This window comes from Duganella fentianensis, assembly GCF_964031615.1.
Classification (GTDB): domain Bacteria; phylum Pseudomonadota; class Gammaproteobacteria; order Burkholderiales; family Burkholderiaceae_D; genus Rugamonas; species Rugamonas fentianensis_A.
Window position 1 is genome coordinate 43,165 of the sequence record NZ_CAXIQN010000006.1, and the last position, 22,120, is coordinate 65,284.

Here is a 22,120-nt window from a genome sequence, read left to right on the forward strand (position 1 = left end):
TGCGCCGAAAGCCCGGTCACGGTCTCCCGTGCCGGGCAATAAACACTGCACGCTGTGGCCGGATCAGGCCTTGCGAGTACGGCGGCGCACCAGCGCCAGCATCCCCAGACCGGCCGCCAGCATGGCGCCGCTAGCCGGTTCCGGCACCGGCGAAACCCCGGCCGCCACTTCACTCGCCGTCAGTGCGCGGTCAAAGGTAGCAATATAATCAACATTGCCCGCCGCTGCTTCCGGCCGAGCATTGGTCATATCATCCATAAAGAAGAAAGCGCCCTTGCCTTCGAAGGTAGCGATGTTGCCGCTATCGAGGAAAGTACCAGTCAGCGCACCGTTCACATAGAGCGATACCAGGCTGCCTGCATCGCGGGTCAGCGTCACGCGTGCTGCCACACCGTCCGCTGGCGCTGGCGCCGAGAGCAAGGTGCGATAGAAGTTCCAGTTACCATCACTGGTATACAAGCCGCTGTCCGAAGTGCGATCCTTGAAATCGATAATCTTCTGCCAGCCGCTGTGCGTATCGAAGGTCATCACCATATCGATGGTGTAGACACTCCCCAGTTGCTCGCCCAGCGACAGTCCTTCGTTGATGCCGAAAGTATAGCTAGTCGCCCCCAGCGTACCGCCCCCGCCCACCATGTCGGCACCGCCCAGTGCATCGGCATAGGTTCCATTAAAGGTGTAGAGGTGATTGGCCGCAGCAGCGCTGCCGCCCAATGCCAGCATGGCTGCACAAGCCAGTGCCTTAATTTTGTTCATGCTGCATCCTTGATGGTAAAAACATTACGAAAGTATTATCAAGGAATGCATTGTTGTCAATGAATTAGCATCCGACTCAGCGCAAATACAACTGGAAGTACTACGCCAGTAGCGCCAGAAAGACAAAAGCCGCCAGGACTGAGCCGGGCGGCTTGATCTGGCGACCGGGCGAAACGCTTAGCCCAGTGCGGCGATACCGGCTTTGGCGATCTGCGCGTCTTCGGCCGATTTCACGCCCGATACGCCCACCGCGCCGATCACATGGCCATCGACCACGATAGGCACGCCGCCTTCCAGCATGCCGTCGGTCTGCGGTGCTGGAGCGCTCAGGAAGGAAGTGCGGCCGTTGTTGATCATGTCTTCATAGATCTTCGACTCGCGGCGACCCAGTGCCGAGACGCGCGCCTTGGCCGGCGCAATGTGCGACGACAGCGGCGCGGCGCCATCCTGACGCTGCAACCACAGCAGATGGCCGCCGTCGTCGACGATGGCGATCACCACCGGCCAGTTATTGGCCACGGCTTCCGCTTCAGCGGCGGCAGCGATCTTCTTCACGTCGGCGAGCGACAAATATGGTTTGCTTTGCATGATGCTTCCTCTTTCAGGGAGTGAGTAATCGCGCAGCGCTGCCTTATTGAGGGCGGCGCTTCGCTTCCAGTTTCTGTTTGATCTGCGCCATTACCTGCGCAGCGGCCTGCTCGCCGGCGAGAATAGCCTGATTGCGGCCGGCGAAGTCGTTGCTGGCCATTTTGCCCAGTGCCGGCACGATGACGATATCGGCATCCTTGAGTTCATACTGGTTGATGCGCTGGCCCATGATACTGAAGGTCTGCATAATCACATCGAGCGAGCTGACGGTGGCCTGCACGTCGGCCTGCGTGGAAATATTCACCGCAATGACAAAATCCGCGCCCATATCACGCGTGAAGCGCACCGGCACCGGCGCCACCAGACCACCATCCACATAGGTGCGGCCATTGATGGTCACAGGCTGGAACACGCCCGGCACAGCGGACGAGGCACGCACGGCCATGCCGGTATTACCGCGCTGGAACAGGATAGGCTGTCCATCTTTCAGATCAGCCGCTACCGCACCGAACGGTATCTTCAGCTTTTCCATGGGCTGGTTGTTGACTGCCTTGTTGACGTAGGCTTGCAGCGCCTCGCCTTTGAGCACACCGGTGCTCTTGCGGAACAGGGGCAGCGCCCAGTCGGAAATCGAGGCTTCATCCATTTCCAGTGCCATCTTCTGCAACTGGAAGCCGGTATTACCGGCCGCGTACATCGCACCGACGACACTGCCGGCACTCGTCCCTACCACTACATCGGGATGGATGCCCTGCGCTTCCAGCGCCTTGATCACGCCGATGTGGGCAAAGCCGCGCGCGGCACCGCCGCCCAGCGCCAGACCGATACGGACTTTCTTGGGTGGCAGCGGCTCCGCTACGGGCGGCTGCAGTACAGGGGTTTCTGCCACTGGCGTGGTTTTGCAGCCGATCAGGGTGGCGGCAGTCAGCGAGGCGAGAGTCAGGAGGGCGAGGCGGCGTGCGAACATGGACGGGGTTGGATGGAACGTTGAGTTAAATTCAAGCGCCCAGATTGTACACCGCCTGCCTTATTCCTTCAGTGCTGCAGATTAATACCCATCATTCAAGGCAAAGATAGGTTTGCGCGACTTCCACTGCCCTGCGGTGAAGTCCGGGAAGTCCAGCGTCTGGAAGTTCTGCGCAATCGACTGCTCCGACAGCGGCGTGATGGCGCTCCACGTCACCGCATCGTAGATATCGATAGGCATAGGCGCCTCGGCCTTGAGCGCTTCGACGAAGGCATGGATCACGAAGAAGTCCATGCCGCCGTGGCCTGCCCCTTCGGCCGTCTTGGCGTACTTCTTCCACAGCGGATGCTCGTAACGATCCTGCCACTGCTGGAAATCGTCCCACTGGTGCGGTTTGCTCTTGCCTTCGATATGGATGGCATGGTTCACATCCATCCACAGCCCGTCCGTACCCTGCACGCGGAAGCCCAGCGAATACGGGCGCGGCAGCGAAGTATCGTGCTGCAGCAGGATGGTTTCGCCATTCTCGCAGGACAGCGTGGTGGTCACCACATCGCCCAGCTTGAACTTCACACCGGCATTCGGGTGCTCCGCCCCGCCCTGCTTGACGATGTAGTCATGCAGGCCGCGCGCCTTGCTGGCAAACGTATTGATGCGGGTGAAGCGGTTACCGCGATTGATGTTGGTGTACATCGCGCACGGGCCGATGCCGTGGCTAGGATACAGCTCGCCGTTACGCTGCACGGAATGCTCGGTGCGCCAGCGCGCCTCGGACCAGCCCTTGCTGCCGAATTCCACGCCGCTGCCATACGGCTTGGCGGGATCGCCGTTATTGAACTTCACAGCGCGCAGATCGTGCTGGTAGCCGCCCTGCAGGTGCACCAGTTCGCCGAACACACCGGCGCGCACCATCTGCAGCACAGCCATCACATCGCGCCGGTAGCAGACATTCTCCAGTAGCATATACGGCGTGCCCGTCTTCAGCTGGGTGTTCAGCACATCCCAGTGATCCTGCAGGGTGATACCGGCCACCACTTCGCAACCCACCGGCACCTTGGCCTGCATGGCTGCTATCGCCATCGGCGCGTGCCATTCCCAGGGCGTGGCAATGATCACGCCATCGAGCTTGCCCGCATCGAGCATGCGCTTGTAGGCTTGCGGGTCGCGGTCTTCGCCAAAGGTCTGCGGCCGCGCCTTGCCGAACTTCTCTACCTGCTTGAGCGCCTTGCCCAGCATAATAGGTTCGATATCGCACAGCGCCACCACTTCTACATCATCACGGCGCAGCAGTTCCTGCAGCAGCACCTGCCCGCGCATGCCCGTACCTATCATGCCTAGCCGTACACGCGGACGCACCGCTGCATAAGCACTCGGCAGCAGCAGACTACCGGCCAGCGCGGCACCGGCCGCCAGAAACTCACGTCGATTGAATACAGATTTCATGCTACTCCCTCAAAATATCATTGCGGCAGGCTAGACACGTCCACTTGCGGCAACTGGCCGGCAGCAGGACGGGTAAAGCTCTGGTCCAGTTCTACATAATCGTTAAAGAATCCGCCATTGCGCAGATAGAAGCGGCCCGCCTCCAGTCCACCCGCATAGTCCATGCGCTGCGCCTTACGGGCCGTCATATCGCCGGTCAGCTTTGCACTGGTGACTTCGCTCCATACACCGCTACTGTCGCGCGCCCACTGATTGCCATACAACACACGGCGCTCCGTGTAGCCCAGCGTATCCTCAAAATTCTCGAGGAAGGAATGGTTACCGGCCAGATAGCTGATGGTGGCTGGCCGCTTCCATGTGGCGATGAAGCGCCAGCGTCCCAGCTCCGGCGCATAGAACCATGCCGAATACAGCGTGGCACCATGGCCATCCGGATGGCCGCGGGTGATGAAGCGGTAGGTGGTGCCAGCCTTCCAGTTAAATACCAGATAGCTCTGCCCACCCGTACCTTCGCCGCCAAAGGTGTTGTCTACCACGCCCTCGCCTTTGCGCACCAGCGTGGTCCGCTCGCCGTTCTGAGCATCCCACACCGAGAACAATATCCAGCGCTCGGTGGGTGCGTTGACCTGTATGCCGAAATAACCACCTCTGAAGCCGTTGGCCATGAAGTAGGAACCCAGCTTGTCCTCGCCGGCAGGGATAGTCATCTCGTTGTAGAAGTACTCGGTGGCCTCCGGCGTGCTGTAATTCAGGTGCACCGAGGGGCCTCGGCGCGACCAGTAATAGTTCTGGGCATCGCCGGCATAGCTGAGCGGACTGGCCGTGCTGACCTTCAGCGCACGAACCTCGCCGAAGGAACTGCCATCCTTGCTGACGCCCTGCAGATCGACGCGCACATAGCCGGGGGCAGCCACGGCGATGCTGCCCACCGCATAACTACGGCTGGCACTACCGGCCAGCGCCACGGTGTGGGGCTGGCCGTTCACGCTGACCCGGATGGTGCTGCGCTTACTACCGCGCAGGCGAGCGTCCAGCGCCAGATCCAGCGTGCCGGCCTGCTGCATGCGGAAATAGGTGCTGATGACGGCTGCAGGATGGTTCCAGTGCGTCAGCCCCTGCGCTTCTATGCTTTCCTGCGCGCCTTCCGGCGCCTGTACGACAAAGGCATTGCCCGCCAGCGCCACGGTGGTGCTAGTCGTACCGGTCGTGCTGGTCTTGCTGGCAGGCGTCGCAGCCTGCGCTAGCGCACAGCTGCCCAACCAAAGCAAAACGATAGAGAAAGATCGTAAATCCGGCATCATCACCTCATTCATTAACAGGACTCTACTCCAAAAATTAGCGCGGCAGTCTATCCACATCGACCACTGGCTGCTGCCCTGTTGCGCGACGTACAAAGTCCTGATTGAGCGCTACATCGCCCGCCACAAAACCACCATTGCGCAGATAGAAGCGGCCGCTATCCAGTCCACCCGCATAGTCCAGACGCTGGGCGTTGCTGGCCGTGTCATCGCCACTGAAACGCGCCGTGCGCACTTCCGTCCACGCACCGGCGGTATTGCGCGCCCACTGGTTCCCGAACTGTACGCGCCGTCCCAGATAGCCTTTGGTATCTTCGAAGTTCTCGAGGAAGGAGTAGTTACCGGTCAGGTTAGTCACCGTAGCGGGACGGTTCCAGGTCGCGATATAGAGCCAGCTACCCGTCTCCGGTGCGAAGAACCACGCCGAGAAATTGGTGCCACCAGCACCATCTGGCCGCGCTTGCGTGATGAAGCGGTAGGTATTCCCCGCTATCCAGTTGTACACCAGATAGCTCTGGCCACCCGTGCCTTCGCCGCCAAAACCGTTATCGACCACGCCCGCGCCTTTGCTGACCAGCGTGGTGTGCTCGCCATTATCGGCGTCCCACACGGAGAACAGGATCCAGCGCTCAGCTGCCGATTTCACCTGCATGCCGAAATAGCCGCCATCGAAGCCGTTGGCCATGTAGTAGGAACCGATAGGGTCCTGCCCCACCGGCACCGTCACTTCGTTATAGAAGTATTCGGTATTGGCTGGCGTGGTATAGGTCATGTGCACGGAAGGCCCACGGCGCGACCAGTAATAGTTGGCAGCATCGTTAGCGTAGCTCACCTTGGCCGTACTGGTTACCTTGAGTGCCGACACGTCGCCGAAATAGCCACCGTCCTTGCTGATGCCCTGCAGATCGACCCGGACATAGCCGGGTGCGGCCACATTGATGACGCCGACCGCATAGGTCTTGCTCGCGCTACCAGCCAGATTGACGGTGAACGGCGTATTGTTCGCCGTGACGCGGATACTGCTTTTCTTGCTGCCGGCCAGACTGGCATCCAGCTCCAGCGTTACGGCACCTGCCGACGCCACATGGAAGTACACGCTGGTAATCGCAGCGGAGCTACTCCAGTTAGCAAGGCCACCATCGCCGATTTCTTCTTCACCGCGCCGTGCCGCCGTGGTGATAAACGCATTACCGGCCAGCGCCACTGTGGACGTAACAGCCACGGGCACGGGTGCAGCCGCAGCGCCCTGCACGGCACGCTGTTCGCCCGTGCTGGCCAGATCGCCACCACAGGCAGTCAGTAACATCAGAGCGGAATACAAAAAACTACGTCGTTGCATCTTGGCCTCCTCTTATAGTTGTAGCGTCGGACAGGCAGACCCGCCAGCAGCGCGGGCCTGCCCTCCCCCAGACGCGATCAGAAGAACTTGTAGTTCAGCGAGAATGCGTACTGACGGCCGAACAGATTCTGGCTATGGTTGTAGCCTTCCCAGCCGTTCGGATCGTAGTAAGGCTGCTTGTTGAACAGGTTCTTGATGTTCAGACCCAGATCGAGGTTCTTCATCGGCTTCCAGTTCAGGCCCAGATTGACGGTGGTGTAGGACGGTGCGCCATCACACAGTTCGCTTGGCATCTGCACACCGGCAGCGCTGCAGGTACCCGGCGCGTTGTCGGTATCCCATGGGCCGTAAGCCCACTTGGTCTTGCCCGTGTAGTTCACGAACAGGCTGGTGACGAAATCGCGGTACGACCAGTCAGCGTTGAAGGTAGCGCGCATGCGTGGCGAATCGTAGTAGCCCACGTTGTTACCACCGAAGCCGCTGCCGTCGTCGCTGTTATAGGTTTCGCGCCGGCGGAAGGTGGTGGAAACGCCCGTATTCAGCTTGCCGTAGGCACCCAGATTGAAGCGGGTACGTGCATCCAGATCGATACCGTCGATCAGGGTGCGGCCACGGTTGGAATAGGAGTTGATCAGACCACCGATATTACCCACGGTGTAGGTCGGCAGCGTGCCGGCACAAGCAGCCGCATTGGCGGGGTTCTTGCACATGGTGGCCACGGCGGCCATGTTGCCACGGTCGGCATCGCTGATCGGATTACGGATTGCTGCCGAGGTGCCGGCCAGCGTCGGACCGAACTTCTCCACCAGCTGGGTGAACAGTTCGTTGAAGTCCTGACGCACGATCTCGTTGCGGCGGTAGGCGAACCAGTAGTCGATCGACACGCTGACATCCTTGGCCGGCTGCAGTACCAGACCGGCCGTGGAGATCTTGGCCTTTTCCGGATGCAGATCAGGATTCGGCGGGGTCAGGCCACCCACGGTGGTCGAGCAGTTGGAGTTGAGCAGAGTCTTGCCCAGTTCGACGTCGGTCGGCACCACCGATTTTTTAAGCAGATTGGCCATGGCATTGGTCTGGTCGCAACGTACCGTATCGCGGATGCCGCCCACCTGCGCAAACACACCGCCGCTGCCGGATTCGGCCAGATTCGGCGCACGGAAGCCTTCCGAGTAGGTGCCGCGTACCAGCACTTGCGGCATAGCGCGCCACTGCACGCCCAGCTTGGGCGCCAGATTGGCAGCAAAGTTAGGGTATTTATCCAGACGTGCCGCCGCATTGATTTCCAGCGTGTCCGTTACCGGCACCACTACCTCGCCAAATACGGCAGCGATATTGCGCTGGCCATCGAACCACGAGCCACCCTGCTGGGTGATCAGACCATTGGCCGCGTCAGCATTACCGGGGGTGTAGAAGCTCTCGCGCATCAAGCTGGCACCCACGGCAGCACGCACTTCGCGCTCGCCGATCTTGGCGACCGTGCCTTCCACCTTGCCATCCCACGTAATCAGCTTGGTCCACGATTGAATATCGAAGGTCGGATAGGCAGCGCGCAGCAGTGCGGCATTGGCGTCGCTAATTTCGCCAAATTTGTAGGCCGGATTGTCGGCAATATAGGTACGGCCGCTGACCGGATCTTTGGTGAACGGGCCAAACGCTGCTTCAAAGCCTTTGGTGTTGATGTTGATAGTCTGGTACAGCGTCGAATGGCTGCCCGCCACGCTGAGCGCCGTTTCAAAGTCCCAGCCATTGGCAAAGCTGCCGCGCAGACCGGCCAGCGCACGGTAGCTATTATCGATATTGGTCTGGCCGAAGTGGCCAACCGCATCCGTCAGCAGATAGTTCAAACCAGCCGCGCCACCCATCTTGGCGGCCATGTCGGCATCCAGCTTGCCTTTCAGATAGACGTTATTCGGCCCCAGATATGGCGTGACAAAGGTATTCAGATTGGTGCCCGTGTTACGCGAGAACCAGTTGCTGGTGCTGCCGCTGTTGAAACTACGCGGGCCGTTTTCGCCACGCAGCTTGATGTGGGTGTAGGCGGTTTCGGCAAACGCTTCCAGATCGCCGCCCAGTTTAATGCGGCCATTCAGGTAGCCGGTAGCACGGTCCGAGGTCGGACCAGTATCGAGCGCGTACGGCAGCGAGTTCCACACGCAGCGCGTGCCCGACGCTTCCGTAATCGAAGTGTTGCAGCCTTTGACGGCGCGCTGGGTACGGGCATTGTTGGCAGCTTTGTCGAATACGAAGAAAGTGCCGGGATTGACCACGCCCGGCTCGCTCCCCACGCCGACGCGGAAGCCCGGCACGAAAGTAGGATTGTTTTCATAGAAGCCGGCCGGACGCTTCAGATAAGTATCTTCCAGCGCAATCCGGTCGCGCTGATACACGTTGATCGAACCATAGACGTTGTAGCCGTCGTTATTCAGGTCACCCAGACCATAGATCAGGCTACCCTGACGCTCGCCATAAGACTTCACGCTAGGCGAGAAGTCGCCATTGGCGCGCAGTTCCAGACCCTGGTAGTTCTTCTTGGTAATCACGTTGATCACACCGGCCACGGCATCGGAACCATACACAGCGGAGGCGCCGTCAGTCAGGATCTCCATGCGCTCGATGGCGGCAGCGGGAATCGCATCGATGTTGACGAACATGGTCTGGAAGCCAGCCGGTGCGCCATAGAACGACAGACGACGACCGTTCAGCAGCACCAGCGTGCCCTGCGCACCGAGGCCGCGCAGGTTAGCCTGCGAGGCGCCGTCCGAACCCGTGAACATGGAACGGAAATCCTGCTGCGAAGGACGCGCAGCGGGCAGGTTGTCGAGCACCTGCAGCAGCGTGCGGGCGCCCATGTTCTCGATCTGCTTGGCGTCGACCACCTGCACCGGCGAGGCGGTTTCGGCGTTGATGCGTTTCAGGCTGGAGCCGGTAATCTCCACCCGCGTGATCTTTTCATCCTTGTTCTGCTTCTGCTGCTTCTGCTCTTCCTGCTCGTCGGCTGCCAGTGCGCCAGATGCCAGTCCTACTGCCATCATTGCCGCTACCAGTTTTTTTATCTGCATTTTTATCTCCCTGTATTGCGTGGTGTCGTGAAACGTCAAGATGCAACTACCCCTCCCCGGTCCGTGGAGGGGTTCCTACTTGTGAAAAAAATCGGATTAGATCAGCGTGGCCGGACGGTACTTCCCTCGGTGCCGATCAGGGCCGCATTGGCCCAGTTGCCGCAGACTTGCGCCGGCTTGCTGCCCTGTGCACCCAGCGTACGCAGGCTAAGCTGGGTCAGCCCGCGCACATCGATCTCCGGCTTGACGACAGCGGGCGCGCTAATCAGGCCACTGTCGTACAGCAGGCGTTCGCCCGTCCAGATCTGGAACTGCAGGCCACCGGCGCTGCGGCAGCTATCGTCCACACCGAGGTCGGCGCGCAGCAGATTCCAGTTGCCCGTCAGTTGCAGATCGATGCGGCTGCTAGCGCCTACACCCAGCCCCTTGCGGAACCACAGGCCGTTCATGCGCATCTCCTTGCCTTGCAGCGGCTGATCGCGCTTGACGCTTTTCGGCATAGACAGATCGGACAGATATTGCTGAATCTCCGGCCCTTCCTTGGGCTGGTAACCCATCACATGGAAAGTCGACAGCACAATAGGCGCTACTTCGCTGGCCACCACGGCGTTATAGGCACGCGCCACCGGCGTGGCCGCAGCCGTCACCATCGGATCGGTCGCTGCCGCGCCATCACCATCGGGGTTGTGGGTACTGAGTACGCGGAAGCGCAGCAAGCGCCCTGCCGTGGCAGGGAAGCTGATGCTCTGAAGCCCTTCGGCCAGTTTCAATTGCCCCCGTTTGACGGGCGCGCCCCAGTCGCCGTTGTTATCACCAAGGTAGACTTCATAGTCGCGGATCTGGCCATGCTGCCAGTGCTGGTCATTGCGCGGTGCCAGTTCAATGCCGTCGATCAGGCGGCGCTCGGTAAAGCCGATCACCCATTCATGCGGGCCGCCCTGCACGGCCGGACTGCGGGTGGTGCGGAACCAGCTGGCCGGATTATCGTCAAATGCATTTTCCAGCGGGTTGCCCGCTTCTTCCGAAGGACGATTCAGGACCATCATGCCGTCTGCGGGAATCGCACGGCCCATGGCTGGTGCAGCGGGGAAGGCATCGTCGGCCAGCACAGGCTGGGCAGCCTGCTGCGCCTGCACCTTCACTTGCAGCGGCTGGCGGATATCCTGTTTGCCCAGCTTTACATACAGCGTACCGAGGCGATCGCCGGCATCGAAGTACCAGCCTTCGCTAGCCGCATCGAAGGCGGCACGGTCAGCCTGCGCTGCCAGCAGGCGGTCGCCGTTGCTGACACTGGCCGGACGCTGGCGGCTCAGCACGCGCAGCGCATAGGCGCGCTGCGTCAGCTGGCCTTCATAGCTGCCCACCACCGGCGCCAGTTCGACGCGGTAGCCATCGGCGCTGCTGTGCAGACGGAAGGTCTGCTGGCTATAAGCGCCCTGCTGATAGCGGCGGGTATTGCCATCGTCTTCGTACAGTGTGTATTCCGATGTCGCGCTGCCAGCCTGCGGATACAGGTCCAGCGTCAGCACATCTTTCGGCTTCTCGCCGTCATACAGCATCTCCGGATACATGGGCAGTATCGCTCCGGCGCGCACGAACACGGGCAGCTTGTCCAGCGTTACAGCCAGATCGATATCGCGCCCGCCCTTATCAGCGGTCGCCTGACGACCATCCCAGTAATCGAACCACTGGCCTTGCGGCAGGTGAATGGCACGGCGCCAGCCGCCGCTGACAGCCTGACTGCGGTACACCGGTGCCACCAGCAGATCACGTCCCAGCATGAACTGGTATTTATGGGCTTCCGTCAGCGCGGCCGGATCATCGGCATAATCCCACATCAGGCCACGTACCAGCGGCGCGCCGCTCTGCTCGGCCTCGTGCATCAGCGTGTACATATACGGCGTCAGACGCATCTTCAGCTTCAGATAGCGCCGGTTGATGCTGACATACGGCTCGGCAAACCACCACGGATGCTTGCGCTCCGCCGCGGCCCAGCCGGACATCCCCATCAGCACGGGCGTAAAACTCTTCCACTGCAGGTCGCGCGTATAGGTTTCCGGACTGCCGCCAAAAATCGCGTCCACGTCACCGGTGGCATAGGCCTGCCCCGACAAACCGGAACCGATCAGGGTCGGCACATGCCAGCGGATATAGTCCCAGCTGGCGCTCTGATCGCCCGTCCACGTTACGGCATAGCGCTGGGTGCCCGCCCAGCCCATAACGGTCCAGATGAAAGGACGGCCATCGGAATTATTCAGTATGCCGTCATAGGCCGATTTATTGGCGTCGAGCGAGAACTGATAGCCCTTGCCGGTCCACGCCACGTCCAGCTTCTGCACGCGGGTGCCGGCCGTGCCCACTTCCCACGCCATTTTCTCGACGCCGTTTTCCGTCCATAGCCCCGTGCGGAAGCCATACTTGGCCAGTCCCTGCACGGTTTCCGGCAGCGCCGTATAGCCGCAGCCATAGCCATCGTTCGGCAGTATCCAGCCGCCCGGCATATCGTGTTCGCGGTATTTGCGCGCCACCGTTTCGATCACATCCGGCGTGGTACCGGTGGGGCCATCACTCCAGCCCTTCGGCACGGTGCCGGGCTTTTTCACATTGTCGCCATCGTTGTAGCAATCGGCGTCGCCATATTCGAGCGCCCAGCGCGGCAGCATGCGCGCCCGTCCCGTCCACTCGGTGTAGCGGGCCAGTACATCTTTCACATCCTTGCCGACGAAGTAATAGGCATCGAAGCGCGCTTCGTCATGGGCCAACGCGATCTGCTCGTTCTGGCGCAGATCGTAATTCCCGTCCGACCAGGTATTGCGCAGCATGCCCCAGCCGCGCGAACTCATTAAAAATGGCGCCGGGCTAGGCCGATCGCCTTCTTCCCAGCCACCGGAGTAGGATACGGGTAATTGCTTGCCTTTGAATTCGTAACGACCATTCTGCTGGCCGCCGCCAAAGAAACGCTCGGCCTTGTCGCTGGAAAGTATCTGCACGCTCTGCTTGTCGCCCAGTTCCAGCGGCTGCACTTCGCGCCACAGTGGCTGTGCTTCGCCCGTGCGGAACAGGCTGAAACGCAGCGGCTTGCGTTCCACTTTCAGCGTCAGCGCTGCGGTACGGATCAGAATATGGTCAGGCTGTTCGCTGATGCTGTAATCGACTTTGTCTGCCGCCTGCGCTACCACGATGGGGGCAGCCTGATTGCCCGCCCCCGTCAGGCCGGTCTTTTTCGGGCCGGCCCAGATATGCAGCACGTCGGCGCGCGGCAGACTCAGTTCGATCTGCGCACCGGTATCGGTCTGCAACTGCCATTGCGCGCCGCTGGCAGGCTGGATGGAACGCAGGTTGCCGATAGGTGCGGCCTGCGCGGCGGAACCGAAAGCCAGCACGGCGGCGATGGCCAGCGCCATGGGGCGGGCGACGGGAGCGCTGCGGTGCGCAGCAGGGTGCAGTATCTGTTTCATGTCGTCAGAAATTCGTAAATACGGTATTGCGATGTATTTACTCTAGAAATAAAAACTAAGCCGGTCAATGAAAAGAAAAGAAAAATTTTCAATTAATCGTTCATATCTTTCGTTTACGATCAAACAAGGAAATGCAACTTTCGAATATGTAGCAATTTGTCCACATTGACGCGAAACAACTTTACTAATTAGCTTTCGTTTTACTTTCGACTTTGACAAAACGAAAATTAAACTTTATTCTTTATCCCACCTAACCTGAGAATTCTTTCGATGACTACGCTATTCCAACGCACAACCGAAGCCTGGCGCGAACTAGGCGGCCTTGATACTGCCGAAGAAATCGCCCAGCAACCTGCCCTATGGCGCGAACTTGCGCGCCTGCTCGATAGCCAGCGTGCTGCACTGGCCGATTTTCTGGGCGACGTACTGAGCACGCCCGAAGCCCGCATCATCCTCACGGGCGCCGGCAGCTCGGCCTACGCGGGCGAAATCATTGCCGATGAAATCAATGCGGCCTGGCCTTGTCAGGTACGCGCCATTTCCACCACCAGCCTGCTGACCCATCCGGCCCTGTATCTGCGCCGCGAACGCCCTACGCTGGTGATCTCGTTTGCCCGCAGTGGCAACAGCCCGGAAAGCACGGCCGCCGTCCAGTTGGTGCGCGACATGGTGCCGCACGCACGCTTCCTGAATATCACCTGCAATGCCGAAGGCGATCTGGCCAGACAGGGCGCTGGGGATAAGGCCACCTACAACCTGCTGATGCCGGCCGCCAGTTGCGACCGCGCATTCGCCATGACCAGCAGCTTTACCTGCATGCTGCTGGCCGCACTGTCCGTGCTCGATCCAGACTTCCAGACGGCGCAGATCGAAACGCTGGCGCAACTGGGCGAGCAGGCACTGGCCAGCTGGTCGGCGCCAGTGGCCGCACTGGCCGCAAAACCGGTCAAACGCGTGGTGTATCTGGGCAGCGGCCCGCTGGAATCGCTGGCCAAGGAAGCCGCACTGAAAATTCTCGAACTGACGGCGGGCGATGTGCTGGCAGTGGCCAACAGCGCACTGGGTTTCCGCCACGGCCCGAAAGCCATGGTCAACAGCGAAACGCTGGTGCTGATGTTCCGTAGCTCCGATCCGGTAGCGCGCCGCTACGAAGGCGATCTGCTGGCCGAACTGCAGCGCGATCAGATTGCCGCGGGCTGTCTGACGATAGGCAGCGGTGGCGATTTTGGCATCGACGCGCCGGCCTGGGCTGACGCATGGCTGGCGCCCCTGTGGCTGCTGATGGCGCAGCAGTTTGCGCTGCACCAGTCGGCCCGTCTGCAGCTGCGTCCCGATAATCCTTTCGCCAGTGGCACCGTCAACCGTGTGGTACAGGGCGTGACCATCTACCGTCATGATGCGTTCTAAGATACGCGGCTACCACGGCATCGATATCGGCGGCACCAAGATCGAGCTGGTGGCCTTTCTCGATGACGAGCAGGGTCTGCGCGAAGTACACCGCGAGCGCATCCCCACGCCCGGCACCGACTTTGCGGAATTCGTCGAGTCTATGCAGGCGCTGGTAGCACGCGCCGATGTGGAGCTGGATATGCGCGCCGCCGTCGGCATCGGCCTGCCCGGCGTGGTCGATACGCTGAGCGGGCGCCAGCTCAGTTCCAATGTGCCCGCGCTGAATGGCCGCGTAGTCGCCAGTGCACTGCAGGAAGCCCTGCAACGCCCGCTGGTCATCGGCAACGACTGTCAGTGCTTCGCCCTGTCCGAAGCCGATGGCGGCGCCGCGCACGCGCTGCCGAGCATGTTCGGCGCGATTATCGGCACGGGCGCCGGTGGCGGTTATTGCGTCAACGGCCGATTGCTACGCGGTGCCAACGGCATCGCCGGCGAATGGGGCCACTGGCCACTGCCAGCCGCCCTGCTGCAGCATTACCAGCTTCCCGTGCTGCCTTGCGCCTGTGGCCGCAGCGGCTGCATGGAACGTTATGTGTCCGGTCCCGGCATGAGCCAGTTGCACCGCCATCTGGGCGGCGACGGCGCCCCGCCCCATGCCATCGCCGCGCAGGCTGCCGCCGGTTCGGCGCTGGCGCAGCAGACCTTGGCACTGCATCTCGATCTGCTGGCGCATGCACTGGCCACGCTGGTGATCACGCTGGACCCGCACGCCATCGTGCTGGGCGGCGGACTATCGCAAATGAGCCATCTGTATCAGCAATTACCGGCTGCCGTGAAGCGCCACTTATTTACCGGCGTGATCGTACCGCCCATCCTGCCGCCCGCCTTCGGTGATGCTGGTGGCGCGCGCGGTGCGGCCTTACTGGCACGCCAGCTTTATCCCTGATCAGCTTTACCCCCGATAGTAACCGTGAAGAAAATGAACGCTCCACTCTCCCCTGTCCAGCAAATCATCGCCGCCCACCGCCGTGGCGAAGCCGCCGGCATCTACAGCGTGTGCTGTAGCCACCCTGCCGTGCTGCGCGCAGCCATGCAGGTGGCACTGCATTACGACACCATCCTGCTGGTCGAAGCTACTTCGAATCAGGTCGACCAGTTCGGCGGCTATACCGGCATGACGCCCGCCGTGTTCCGCGACTATGTGCAGCAACTGGCCAGCACGCAGCAGTTCCCGCTCGAGCGGCTGGTACTGGGTGGCGACCATCTGGGGCCAAACGCGTGGCAGACGCTGGATGCGGTCACTGCCATGAACCACGCAGAAACCCTGATCGCAGCCTATGCTGCGGCCGGCTTCCACAAGATCCACCTCGATTGCAGCATGCGCTGCGCCGATGATCCGGCCATCCTCAGTGACGACATCATTGCCGCGCGCTCGGCACGTCTGTGCGCGGTAGCCGAAGCGGCCGCCGCGCAGGCCGGCCTGCCGCCGCCCGTGTATGTGATCGGCACCGAAGTACCGATACCGGGCGGCGAAGCCAATCTGGCACAGGCCGGTGCAGTCACCGCGCCCAAGGCTGCCGCGCGTACGCTGGACGTACACCGTGTCGCCTTCTTCGAACGCGATCTGCACAGCGCATGGCGCCGCGTGATCGCCATGGTGGTGCAGCCCGGCGTGGACTTCGACCACAGCCAGATCCAGCACTATCATGCCGAGGCGGCGCAATCGCTGTCCGAATTCATCGCCGGCCAGCCCGGCCTGGTATTCGAAGCCCACTCCACCGACTACCAGCGCGAGACGGCACTGCACCGCATGGTGCGCGATCACTTTGCGATTCTCAAAGTAGGCCCGGCGGCCACCTTTGCCCTGCGCGGCGCGCTGCAGGCACTATGCGCGATCGAAGCCGAACTACTGCCTGCCGATGCCTGCTCGCAGTTAATGCAGGTGCTGGACGAGGCCATGCTGGCAGCGCCCAAGCAGTGGCTCAAGCACTATCCGGGTACGGCCAGCGAACAGCGCGTGCTACGCCGTTACGGCCTGAGTGACCGCTGCCGCTATTACTGGGGCGAGGCCAGCGTACAGGCGGCCGTCAGCCAGTTGCAGCGCAATCTCGATGGTCTGCAGATTCCGCTGATGCTGATCGCCCAGTTCCTGCCGCAGCAGTATGAAGCCGTGCGCGATGGCCTGCTGGTCAACCGCTACGAGGCGCTGCTGGAACACGCTATCGGTCTGTCGCTGGCGCCGTATGCACGCGCCTGCAACCACAACCTCGCAATCTGTTAAGCTCGACCCTTTTCTGCACTAGCCACGACATCATGCGACAAACCAGCCAACGCCGCGCCGCCATCCTGCAAGCTCTGACCGAACACGGTAACGTGCAGGTCAATGAACTGGTCGAGCAACTGGGCGTCTCTGCCGTTACCATCCGCAGCGACCTCAGTGCTCTGGAATCTCAGGGACTGGCACGGCGCAGCCATGGCGGCGCGCGCCTGAGCCGCACGCCACCACCGGAACAGACCATACCGCAGAAGGATGCGCTCAACCACGAACAGAAAGAGCGCATCGGCGCCTGCGCGGCGCGCATGGTGCAGGCCGGCGATAACATCATCATCGATTCCGGCACCACCACCATCTCGCTGGCGCGCCACCTGCACGACGCGGAAAACGTCACGGTACTGACCAATGGCCTCAACATTGCATGGGAACTGGCGCAGGCGCCGGGCGTGGATCTGATCCTGACGGGCGGCCTGCTGCGCAAGCAGTCGCTGTCGGTACAGGGCAGTCAGGCCGAAGCCTGCCTGCAGGCCTATAGCTTCGACAAACTATTCCTCGGCGTGGATGGTTTCGATCTGCAGTTTGGCGTCACCACCCACCACGAAGCTGAAGCGAGCCTGAATCACAAGATGGTGGAACGCGCCAAGAAAATCATCGTCCTCACGGATGCCTCCAAATTCGGCCGCGTCAGCCTGCACCGCATCGTGCAGCTGGATCGGGTCGACACTGTCATTACGGATGCCAGCATCAGCGACGAATATCGCGAAGGCCTGCTGGCAGCCGGTATCGAACTTCTGATTGCGGACTAAGCACGTGTTTTCCGATAAACCTAGCGGTAAAGTAAGCGGTAATATTCTCACCCCTCAGGGCTGGATCAAAGGCAGCCTGACGTTCGGCCAGCGCATCGGGGCCATCGAAGCCGATAGCGCTGCAGCTGACGACGCAGCCGCCAGCGCTGGCGGCGAACTGACCATCCTGCCCGGTTTTATCGACCTCCATGTGCACGGCGCTGCGGGTGTCGACATCATGCAGGGCGGCGATGCCGGCGTCACCGTCGCGCGCGCCCATGCGCGCCATGGCACCACGGCCATGCTGGGCACCACCATGACGGCCACCGACAATTCGATCCGCCGCGCCCTCAATGGTCTGGCGCCATCCATCGCCCAGCGTCCGGCCGGTGCCGCGCGCATGCTGGGTGTGCATCTGGAAGGCCCCTTCCTCAGCATCCACCGGCTAGGCGCCCAGCCGGCCGACGCAGTGGTGGAAGGCAGCCTTGAGCTGGTACGCAGCTATCACGCCATCGCGCCTATCCGCGCCATGACGCTGGCCACCGAAGTGGCCCAGCACCTGCAATTAATCCCCCAGTTAAAAGACCTGGGCATCCGCGTCCAGCTTGGCCATAGCAACGGCAGTTATGAAGACGGTGTGGCTGCTCTGCAGGCCGGCGCCGCCGGTTTTACGCACCTGTTCAACGGCATGACGGCGCTACAGCACCGCCAGCCCGGCATCGTCGGTGCGGCGCTGGCCCATGCCGAGTATGCCGAAGTGATTCCCGATCTGCAGCACGTACACGAAGGCGCCATCCGTGCCGCCCTGCGTGCGATTCCGCGCCTGTACGGCGTAACAGATGCCACCGCCGCCACCGGCATGCCCGATGGCGAATACGGCCTCGGTAGCCAGCGCGTCTACAAATGTATGGGCTGCGTGCGGCTCGCGACAGGATCGCTGGCCGGTTCTGTCCTCACCATGGATCAGGCGCTGCGTAATTTTGTCGGCATGGGACTGGCACTGGCCGACGCTTCCAATCGTCTTTCGCTGTATCCCGCCGACTATCTGGGTGAAACCGAGCGAGGCCGTTTGCAGACTGGCGCATGGGCTGATCTGGTGGTGCTCGATGCCGACCTGCAGCCAGTAGCCGTCTACGTCGAAGGCGAAGCCATCGACCTGAAGACCAACTGAACTCAACACGTCCCCCCCCAACCCGAACCGGAGCACCGATGCACGTCACCGAGCCTAGCGCAGTAACGCCCACCGAGTTGAAATCCACTGCGCGCGCCATGCGCTATCTGCTATTCATCGCCGGTATGGGCGGTCTGCTATACGGCATCGACGTCGGCATCATTGCTGGCGCGCTGCCGTATCTGGAAGCCACGGCGTCGGTAGCATGGCATTTGAGCGCGCAGCAACTGAGCTTCATCGTGGCCGCCGTGCTACTGGGCTCCGTGCTGTCTTCGCTGTTCGCCGGTGCGCTGGCCGATCTGATCGGACGGCGCTGGGCCATGGTACTGGCCGGCGCCCTGTTCACGCTGAGTATTCCGCTGATTGCGCTGGCCGATGGCTACACTCCGCTGCTGCTGGGCCGTCTGCTGCAAGGCATCAGCGGTGGTCTGATCGGTGTGGTGGTGCCGCTGTATCTGGCCGAGTGCCTGCATGCGCGCCAGCGTGGCCGTGGCGCTGCGCTGTTCCAGCTGTTGCTTACCATCGGTCTGGTCGCTGCCGCGCTGATCGGACTGTATCAGGCGCAGAGCGTGGAAGCCGTCAGCACGGCAGCACAGGCACTGGCGCCCGAAGCCCGGGCCGAGGCCCTGTTTGCCGCCCGCGATCACGCATGGCGCAGCATCTTCTGGTTCTGCCTGACGCCGGGTCTGATCTTCACGCTAGGCAGCCTGCTGCTGGCCGAATCGCCGCGCTGGCTGGCACGCCGTGGCGATCTGGCACAGGCACATCAGGCCCTGCTGCGCACTCGCCCAGCGGCCGAAGCACAGGCCGAACTGCGCGACATCGAGCAGGCACTGGCGCCGGAAACTGCCGATAGCCAGCATGCCAGCGAACCGCTACTGAGCCGCCGCTATGTATTGCCCTTCCTGCTGGCCTGTCTGGTACTGGCGCTGACGCAGGCCACCGGCATCAATTCGATACTGGCCTACGTCGTCACGATTCTGAATCAGGCCGGCCTGCCCGGCGCTACGGCCAATATGGCCGATGTGGGACTGAAGGTACTGAACGCCGTGATGACGGTCGTCGCCGTCGCGCTGGTGGATCGCAAGGGCCGCAAATTCCTGCTGATGCTGGGCACGGGCGGTATCGTGCTGGCGCTGCTGTCGGCCGGTCTGCTGTTCCGCAGTGCCGAAGGTAATCAGCGCGATGTGGCCAGTGTGCTGCAGGCGCGCGTGCAGGGCGATAGCCTGAGCATACAACTGGATAGCGCTACGCTGCAGGCGCTGGGTGCCGATGCTCAAACTGACACCCATGCTGGCAACGCTGCGGCAACCGGCACCGTTGCTGCCGCGCCAGTCCAGCAACTGACGCTGGCCTATTCCTATGGCCCGTTCACCAATGTGCAAAGCCTGCGCAGCGACGATCCGGCGCTACCCGTGCTGCGTCTGAGCCGTGCCGAGACCGTGCAGGCAGACAGCGTGATCGGCGCCTTCTTCCGCCGCCTGCATCTGAATCCGTTTGCCGATCCGGCCGATGCCGCCAGTGCGCCGCTGCGGATAGAACAAGCCCACCTGTCACCGCTGCCATCGACCAGCCATGGCTGGCAGGTGGCACTGGCCATGTGCCTGTTCGTGGCCAGCTTTGCCGTCGGTCCCGGGGTGTGCGTGTGGCTGGCACTGTCCGAACTGATGCCCAACCGCATACGCTCGAACGGCATGAGCATTGCCCTGCTGATCAACCAGTTTGTCTCGACTTCGATTGCCGCCGTATTCCTGCCAACGGTGGGACAGTACGGCTACGCCACCCTGTTCTTCTACGGCGCCGGCTGCTCGCTGCTGTACTTCCTCACGGCCGCCCTGCTGCTGCCTGAAACGCGCGGCAAGACGCTGGAAGAAATCGAAGCCCACTTCGCCGGCAAATAGCCGCTGCTACAGGAAACGCTCGGGAATGTCGTCATAGAACGGGTACATATGGAAGTAGGGCTTGGCCTCTTCCAGTACCCGTCGCACCGATGGCCGCGCCATGAGCCGGTCGAAATAGGTCGTCAGCGCGTCGTACTCCTCGGGGAAAGGCAGCACGGTAGCGGCATAGAACAGCGCGGGTGCAGCAGCGCAATCGGCTAGTGAAAAGCTGGCGCCACACATCCACTCGCGCGCTTCCATGCGCTTCTCTATCATCTTGTAGGCGGTCTTGAGCTTAGTGCGGTCGCTGGTCAGGTCGCACTGGATATCGTTCAGACGCGCCAGCACGATGGACTGCATGGGCTCCTGCACATAATGATCGAAGAAGCGATCCCATAGCCGTACATCGAGCGCCACATCCAGATCGGTCGGCAGCAATGGCCGCGCGCCCGGATAGTGCCGGTCCAGATATTCGATGATAATGCTGGTTTCCGGCACATCCACCTTGCGCGCATGGTCGCGCAGCACAGGAAAGCGGCACAGCGGCCAGATGGCTTCTAGCTCGGCGCGATCGGCCGGTTCACCGAGATTGATGATGCGGCGCTCGAACGCCGTCTGGTTTTCATACAGCGCGATCAGCACCTTGTGGCAGAACGAGGCTAGCGGGTGGTAATACAGCGTGAGCGACATGGAAAGCTCCGAAGGTGAGGCATCACCGCGTGATACCGGAATATGCGGCACATGATACTTCAGACTGAGCGCTGGTGGCGTCTGATAAAAACGGCAATACTGCGTTCGCTCCAGCGCCGGGCCATTCAAAAACGCGCCGGCGGGGCAAAGCCACTCCCCACCAACGAGGAAACCATGAAGCCAGTCGCCATCACCTTCGCCAGCCTGTGCGCCATCAGCGCGCTGAGTATGCCCTGCCACGCCGATCCGCTCGCCAGCACCAGCACGGACGAACGCCCTGCCGTTGCCGGCACCAGTGGCGACACCATGCGCCTCGGCGCAGGAATGGCCTATCTGCCCGAATACTCGGGCGCTAAAAAGAGCCGTCTGGTACCGCTGCCTATCTTCGAGCGCAGCTTCAGCAACGGTGCCTTCATCAGCAGCACGCGCGGCATCGGCTTCCAGACCACACAGGACAATCTGCAGCTAAGTGCGGCCATCAGTTACGGCGGCGCACGCGACGATCAGAAACGCACGATCTTCTCCGGCTCGGACGACCTCAAGGGCATGGGCGACATCAAAGGTGCGGTGCAGGCCGTACTCAATGCCAGCTACCGCTTCGATGCCATCAGCGTCAGTCTGGCCACGACCCAGAACCTGAGCCAGCGCGGCCACGGCAATACCTACACGCTGGGCAGCAGCCTGCAGTTGCTGACCACCGCCAGCGATCAGGTGGGACTGGGTATCTCGGCCGAATACGGCGACCACAAACATGTGCAGACCTACTATGGCGTGACGCCACGACAGACCCTGTACTCCGGTTATAGCACCTATCTGACCAAGGCCGGTTTCACCAGCGTGGGCGCGGCCGTCAACTGGAACCACGTGATCGACAAGCAGTGGTCGGTGCATACGGTGGCCGGCGTCAAGACCTTGACGGGCGATGCCGCCGACAGCCCACTGACCAAACGACGCACTGCGCCCATCATCATGACGGGGCTGATCTACTCGTTCTAAAAGCGATGCCATAATGTTATGATCGG

At 61.6% G+C, this 22,120-nt stretch carries 16 protein-coding genes; 7 read left to right on the top strand and 9 right to left on the bottom strand.

Going from position 1 to position 22,120, the window contains the following annotated elements; genetic code table 11:
• Positions 1-63: 63 nt before the first annotated feature.
• The 8 genes from ABNT42_RS03595 to ABNT42_RS03630 form a co-directional block, all read right to left on the bottom strand.
• On the bottom strand, positions 64-756 hold the full coding sequence (locus ABNT42_RS03595) for a LamG-like jellyroll fold domain-containing protein (protein WP_348694120.1): 693 nt from the start codon (positions 754-756) through the stop codon (positions 64-66).
• A gap of 177 nt (positions 757-933) precedes the next feature.
• On the bottom strand, positions 934-1,344 hold the full coding sequence (locus ABNT42_RS03600) for a heme-binding protein (protein ID WP_348694123.1): 411 nt from the start codon (positions 1,342-1,344) through the stop codon (positions 934-936).
• 43 nt (positions 1,345-1,387) lie between these two features.
• Positions 1,388-2,311, bottom strand: coding sequence for a patatin-like phospholipase family protein (locus ABNT42_RS03605; RefSeq protein ID WP_348694125.1), 924 nt, complete (start codon positions 2,309-2,311; stop codon positions 1,388-1,390).
• Positions 2,312-2,392: 81 nt separating this feature from the next.
• Positions 2,393-3,754, bottom strand: coding sequence for a Gfo/Idh/MocA family oxidoreductase (locus ABNT42_RS03610; protein ID WP_348694128.1), 1,362 nt, complete (start codon positions 3,752-3,754; stop codon positions 2,393-2,395).
• Positions 3,755-3,771: 17 nt separating this feature from the next.
• Complete coding sequence (locus tag ABNT42_RS03615; RefSeq protein ID WP_348694131.1) at positions 3,772-5,067, bottom strand: DUF5077 domain-containing protein; 1,296 nt, start codon at positions 5,065-5,067, stop codon at positions 3,772-3,774.
• A 22-nt stretch (positions 5,068-5,089) separates the two neighbouring features.
• Positions 5,090-6,391 (bottom strand): DUF5077 domain-containing protein, encoded by a 1,302-nt coding sequence (locus tag ABNT42_RS03620; RefSeq protein WP_348694134.1) that lies wholly within the window; start codon positions 6,389-6,391, stop codon positions 5,090-5,092.
• Between the two features lie 77 nt (positions 6,392-6,468).
• A complete protein-coding gene (locus ABNT42_RS03625; RefSeq protein ID WP_348694137.1) occupies positions 6,469-9,450 on the bottom strand; it encodes a TonB-dependent receptor in 2,982 nt (993 codons plus the stop codon).
• 101 nt (positions 9,451-9,551) lie between these two features.
• Positions 9,552-12,908: a TIM-barrel domain-containing protein gene (locus tag ABNT42_RS03630; RefSeq protein ID WP_348694140.1), complete on the bottom strand. Its 3,357-nt coding sequence runs from the start codon at positions 12,906-12,908 to the stop codon at positions 9,552-9,554.
• A gap of 270 nt (positions 12,909-13,178) precedes the next feature.
• On the opposite strand from ABNT42_RS03630, the gene ABNT42_RS03635 reads away from it, so the two are divergent.
• Genes ABNT42_RS03635 through ABNT42_RS03660 form a run of 6 tightly spaced genes read left to right on the top strand, consistent with a single transcriptional unit; the run spans position 13,179 to position 20,429 of the window.
• Positions 13,179-14,315, top strand: coding sequence for an SIS domain-containing protein (locus tag ABNT42_RS03635; RefSeq protein ID WP_348694143.1), 1,137 nt, complete (start codon positions 13,179-13,181; stop codon positions 14,313-14,315).
• Positions 14,302-15,243 carry an ROK family protein gene (locus ABNT42_RS03640; RefSeq protein ID WP_348694145.1) on the top strand — a complete coding sequence of 314 codons (942 nt, stop codon included), beginning with the start codon at positions 14,302-14,304 and terminating at the stop codon, positions 15,241-15,243. The genes ABNT42_RS03635 and ABNT42_RS03640 overlap by 14 nt, the downstream gene beginning before the upstream one ends.
• Positions 15,244-15,276: 33 nt before the next feature.
• Positions 15,277-16,578 (top strand): D-tagatose-bisphosphate aldolase, class II, non-catalytic subunit, encoded by a 1,302-nt coding sequence (locus ABNT42_RS03645; RefSeq protein WP_348694149.1) that lies wholly within the window; start codon positions 15,277-15,279, stop codon positions 16,576-16,578.
• A 32-nt stretch (positions 16,579-16,610) separates the two neighbouring features.
• Positions 16,611-17,378, top strand: coding sequence for a DeoR family transcriptional regulator (locus ABNT42_RS03650; RefSeq protein ID WP_348694152.1), 768 nt, complete (start codon positions 16,611-16,613; stop codon positions 17,376-17,378).
• Between the two features lie 4 nt (positions 17,379-17,382).
• Complete coding sequence (nagA, locus tag ABNT42_RS03655; protein ID WP_348694155.1) at positions 17,383-18,528, top strand: N-acetylglucosamine-6-phosphate deacetylase; 1,146 nt, start codon at positions 17,383-17,385, stop codon at positions 18,526-18,528.
• Between the two features lie 38 nt (positions 18,529-18,566).
• On the top strand, positions 18,567-20,429 hold the full coding sequence (locus ABNT42_RS03660; RefSeq protein ID WP_348694157.1) for an MFS transporter: 1,863 nt from the start codon (positions 18,567-18,569) through the stop codon (positions 20,427-20,429).
• Between the two features lie 6 nt (positions 20,430-20,435).
• On the opposite strand, the gene ABNT42_RS03665 is transcribed toward ABNT42_RS03660, so the two are convergent.
• A complete protein-coding gene (locus tag ABNT42_RS03665; protein ID WP_348694159.1) occupies positions 20,436-21,098 on the bottom strand; it encodes a glutathione S-transferase family protein in 663 nt (220 codons plus the stop codon).
• A 174-nt stretch (positions 21,099-21,272) separates the two neighbouring features.
• Here ABNT42_RS03665 and ABNT42_RS03670 point away from each other — a divergent pair, with 174 nt between their 5' ends.
• The gene (locus tag ABNT42_RS03670) at positions 21,273-22,094 is read left to right on the top strand and encodes a MipA/OmpV family protein (protein ID WP_348694162.1); all 822 of its coding nucleotides are present in this window, start codon (positions 21,273-21,275) and stop codon (positions 22,092-22,094) included.
• The last annotated feature ends 26 nt before the right edge of the window (positions 22,095-22,120 follow it).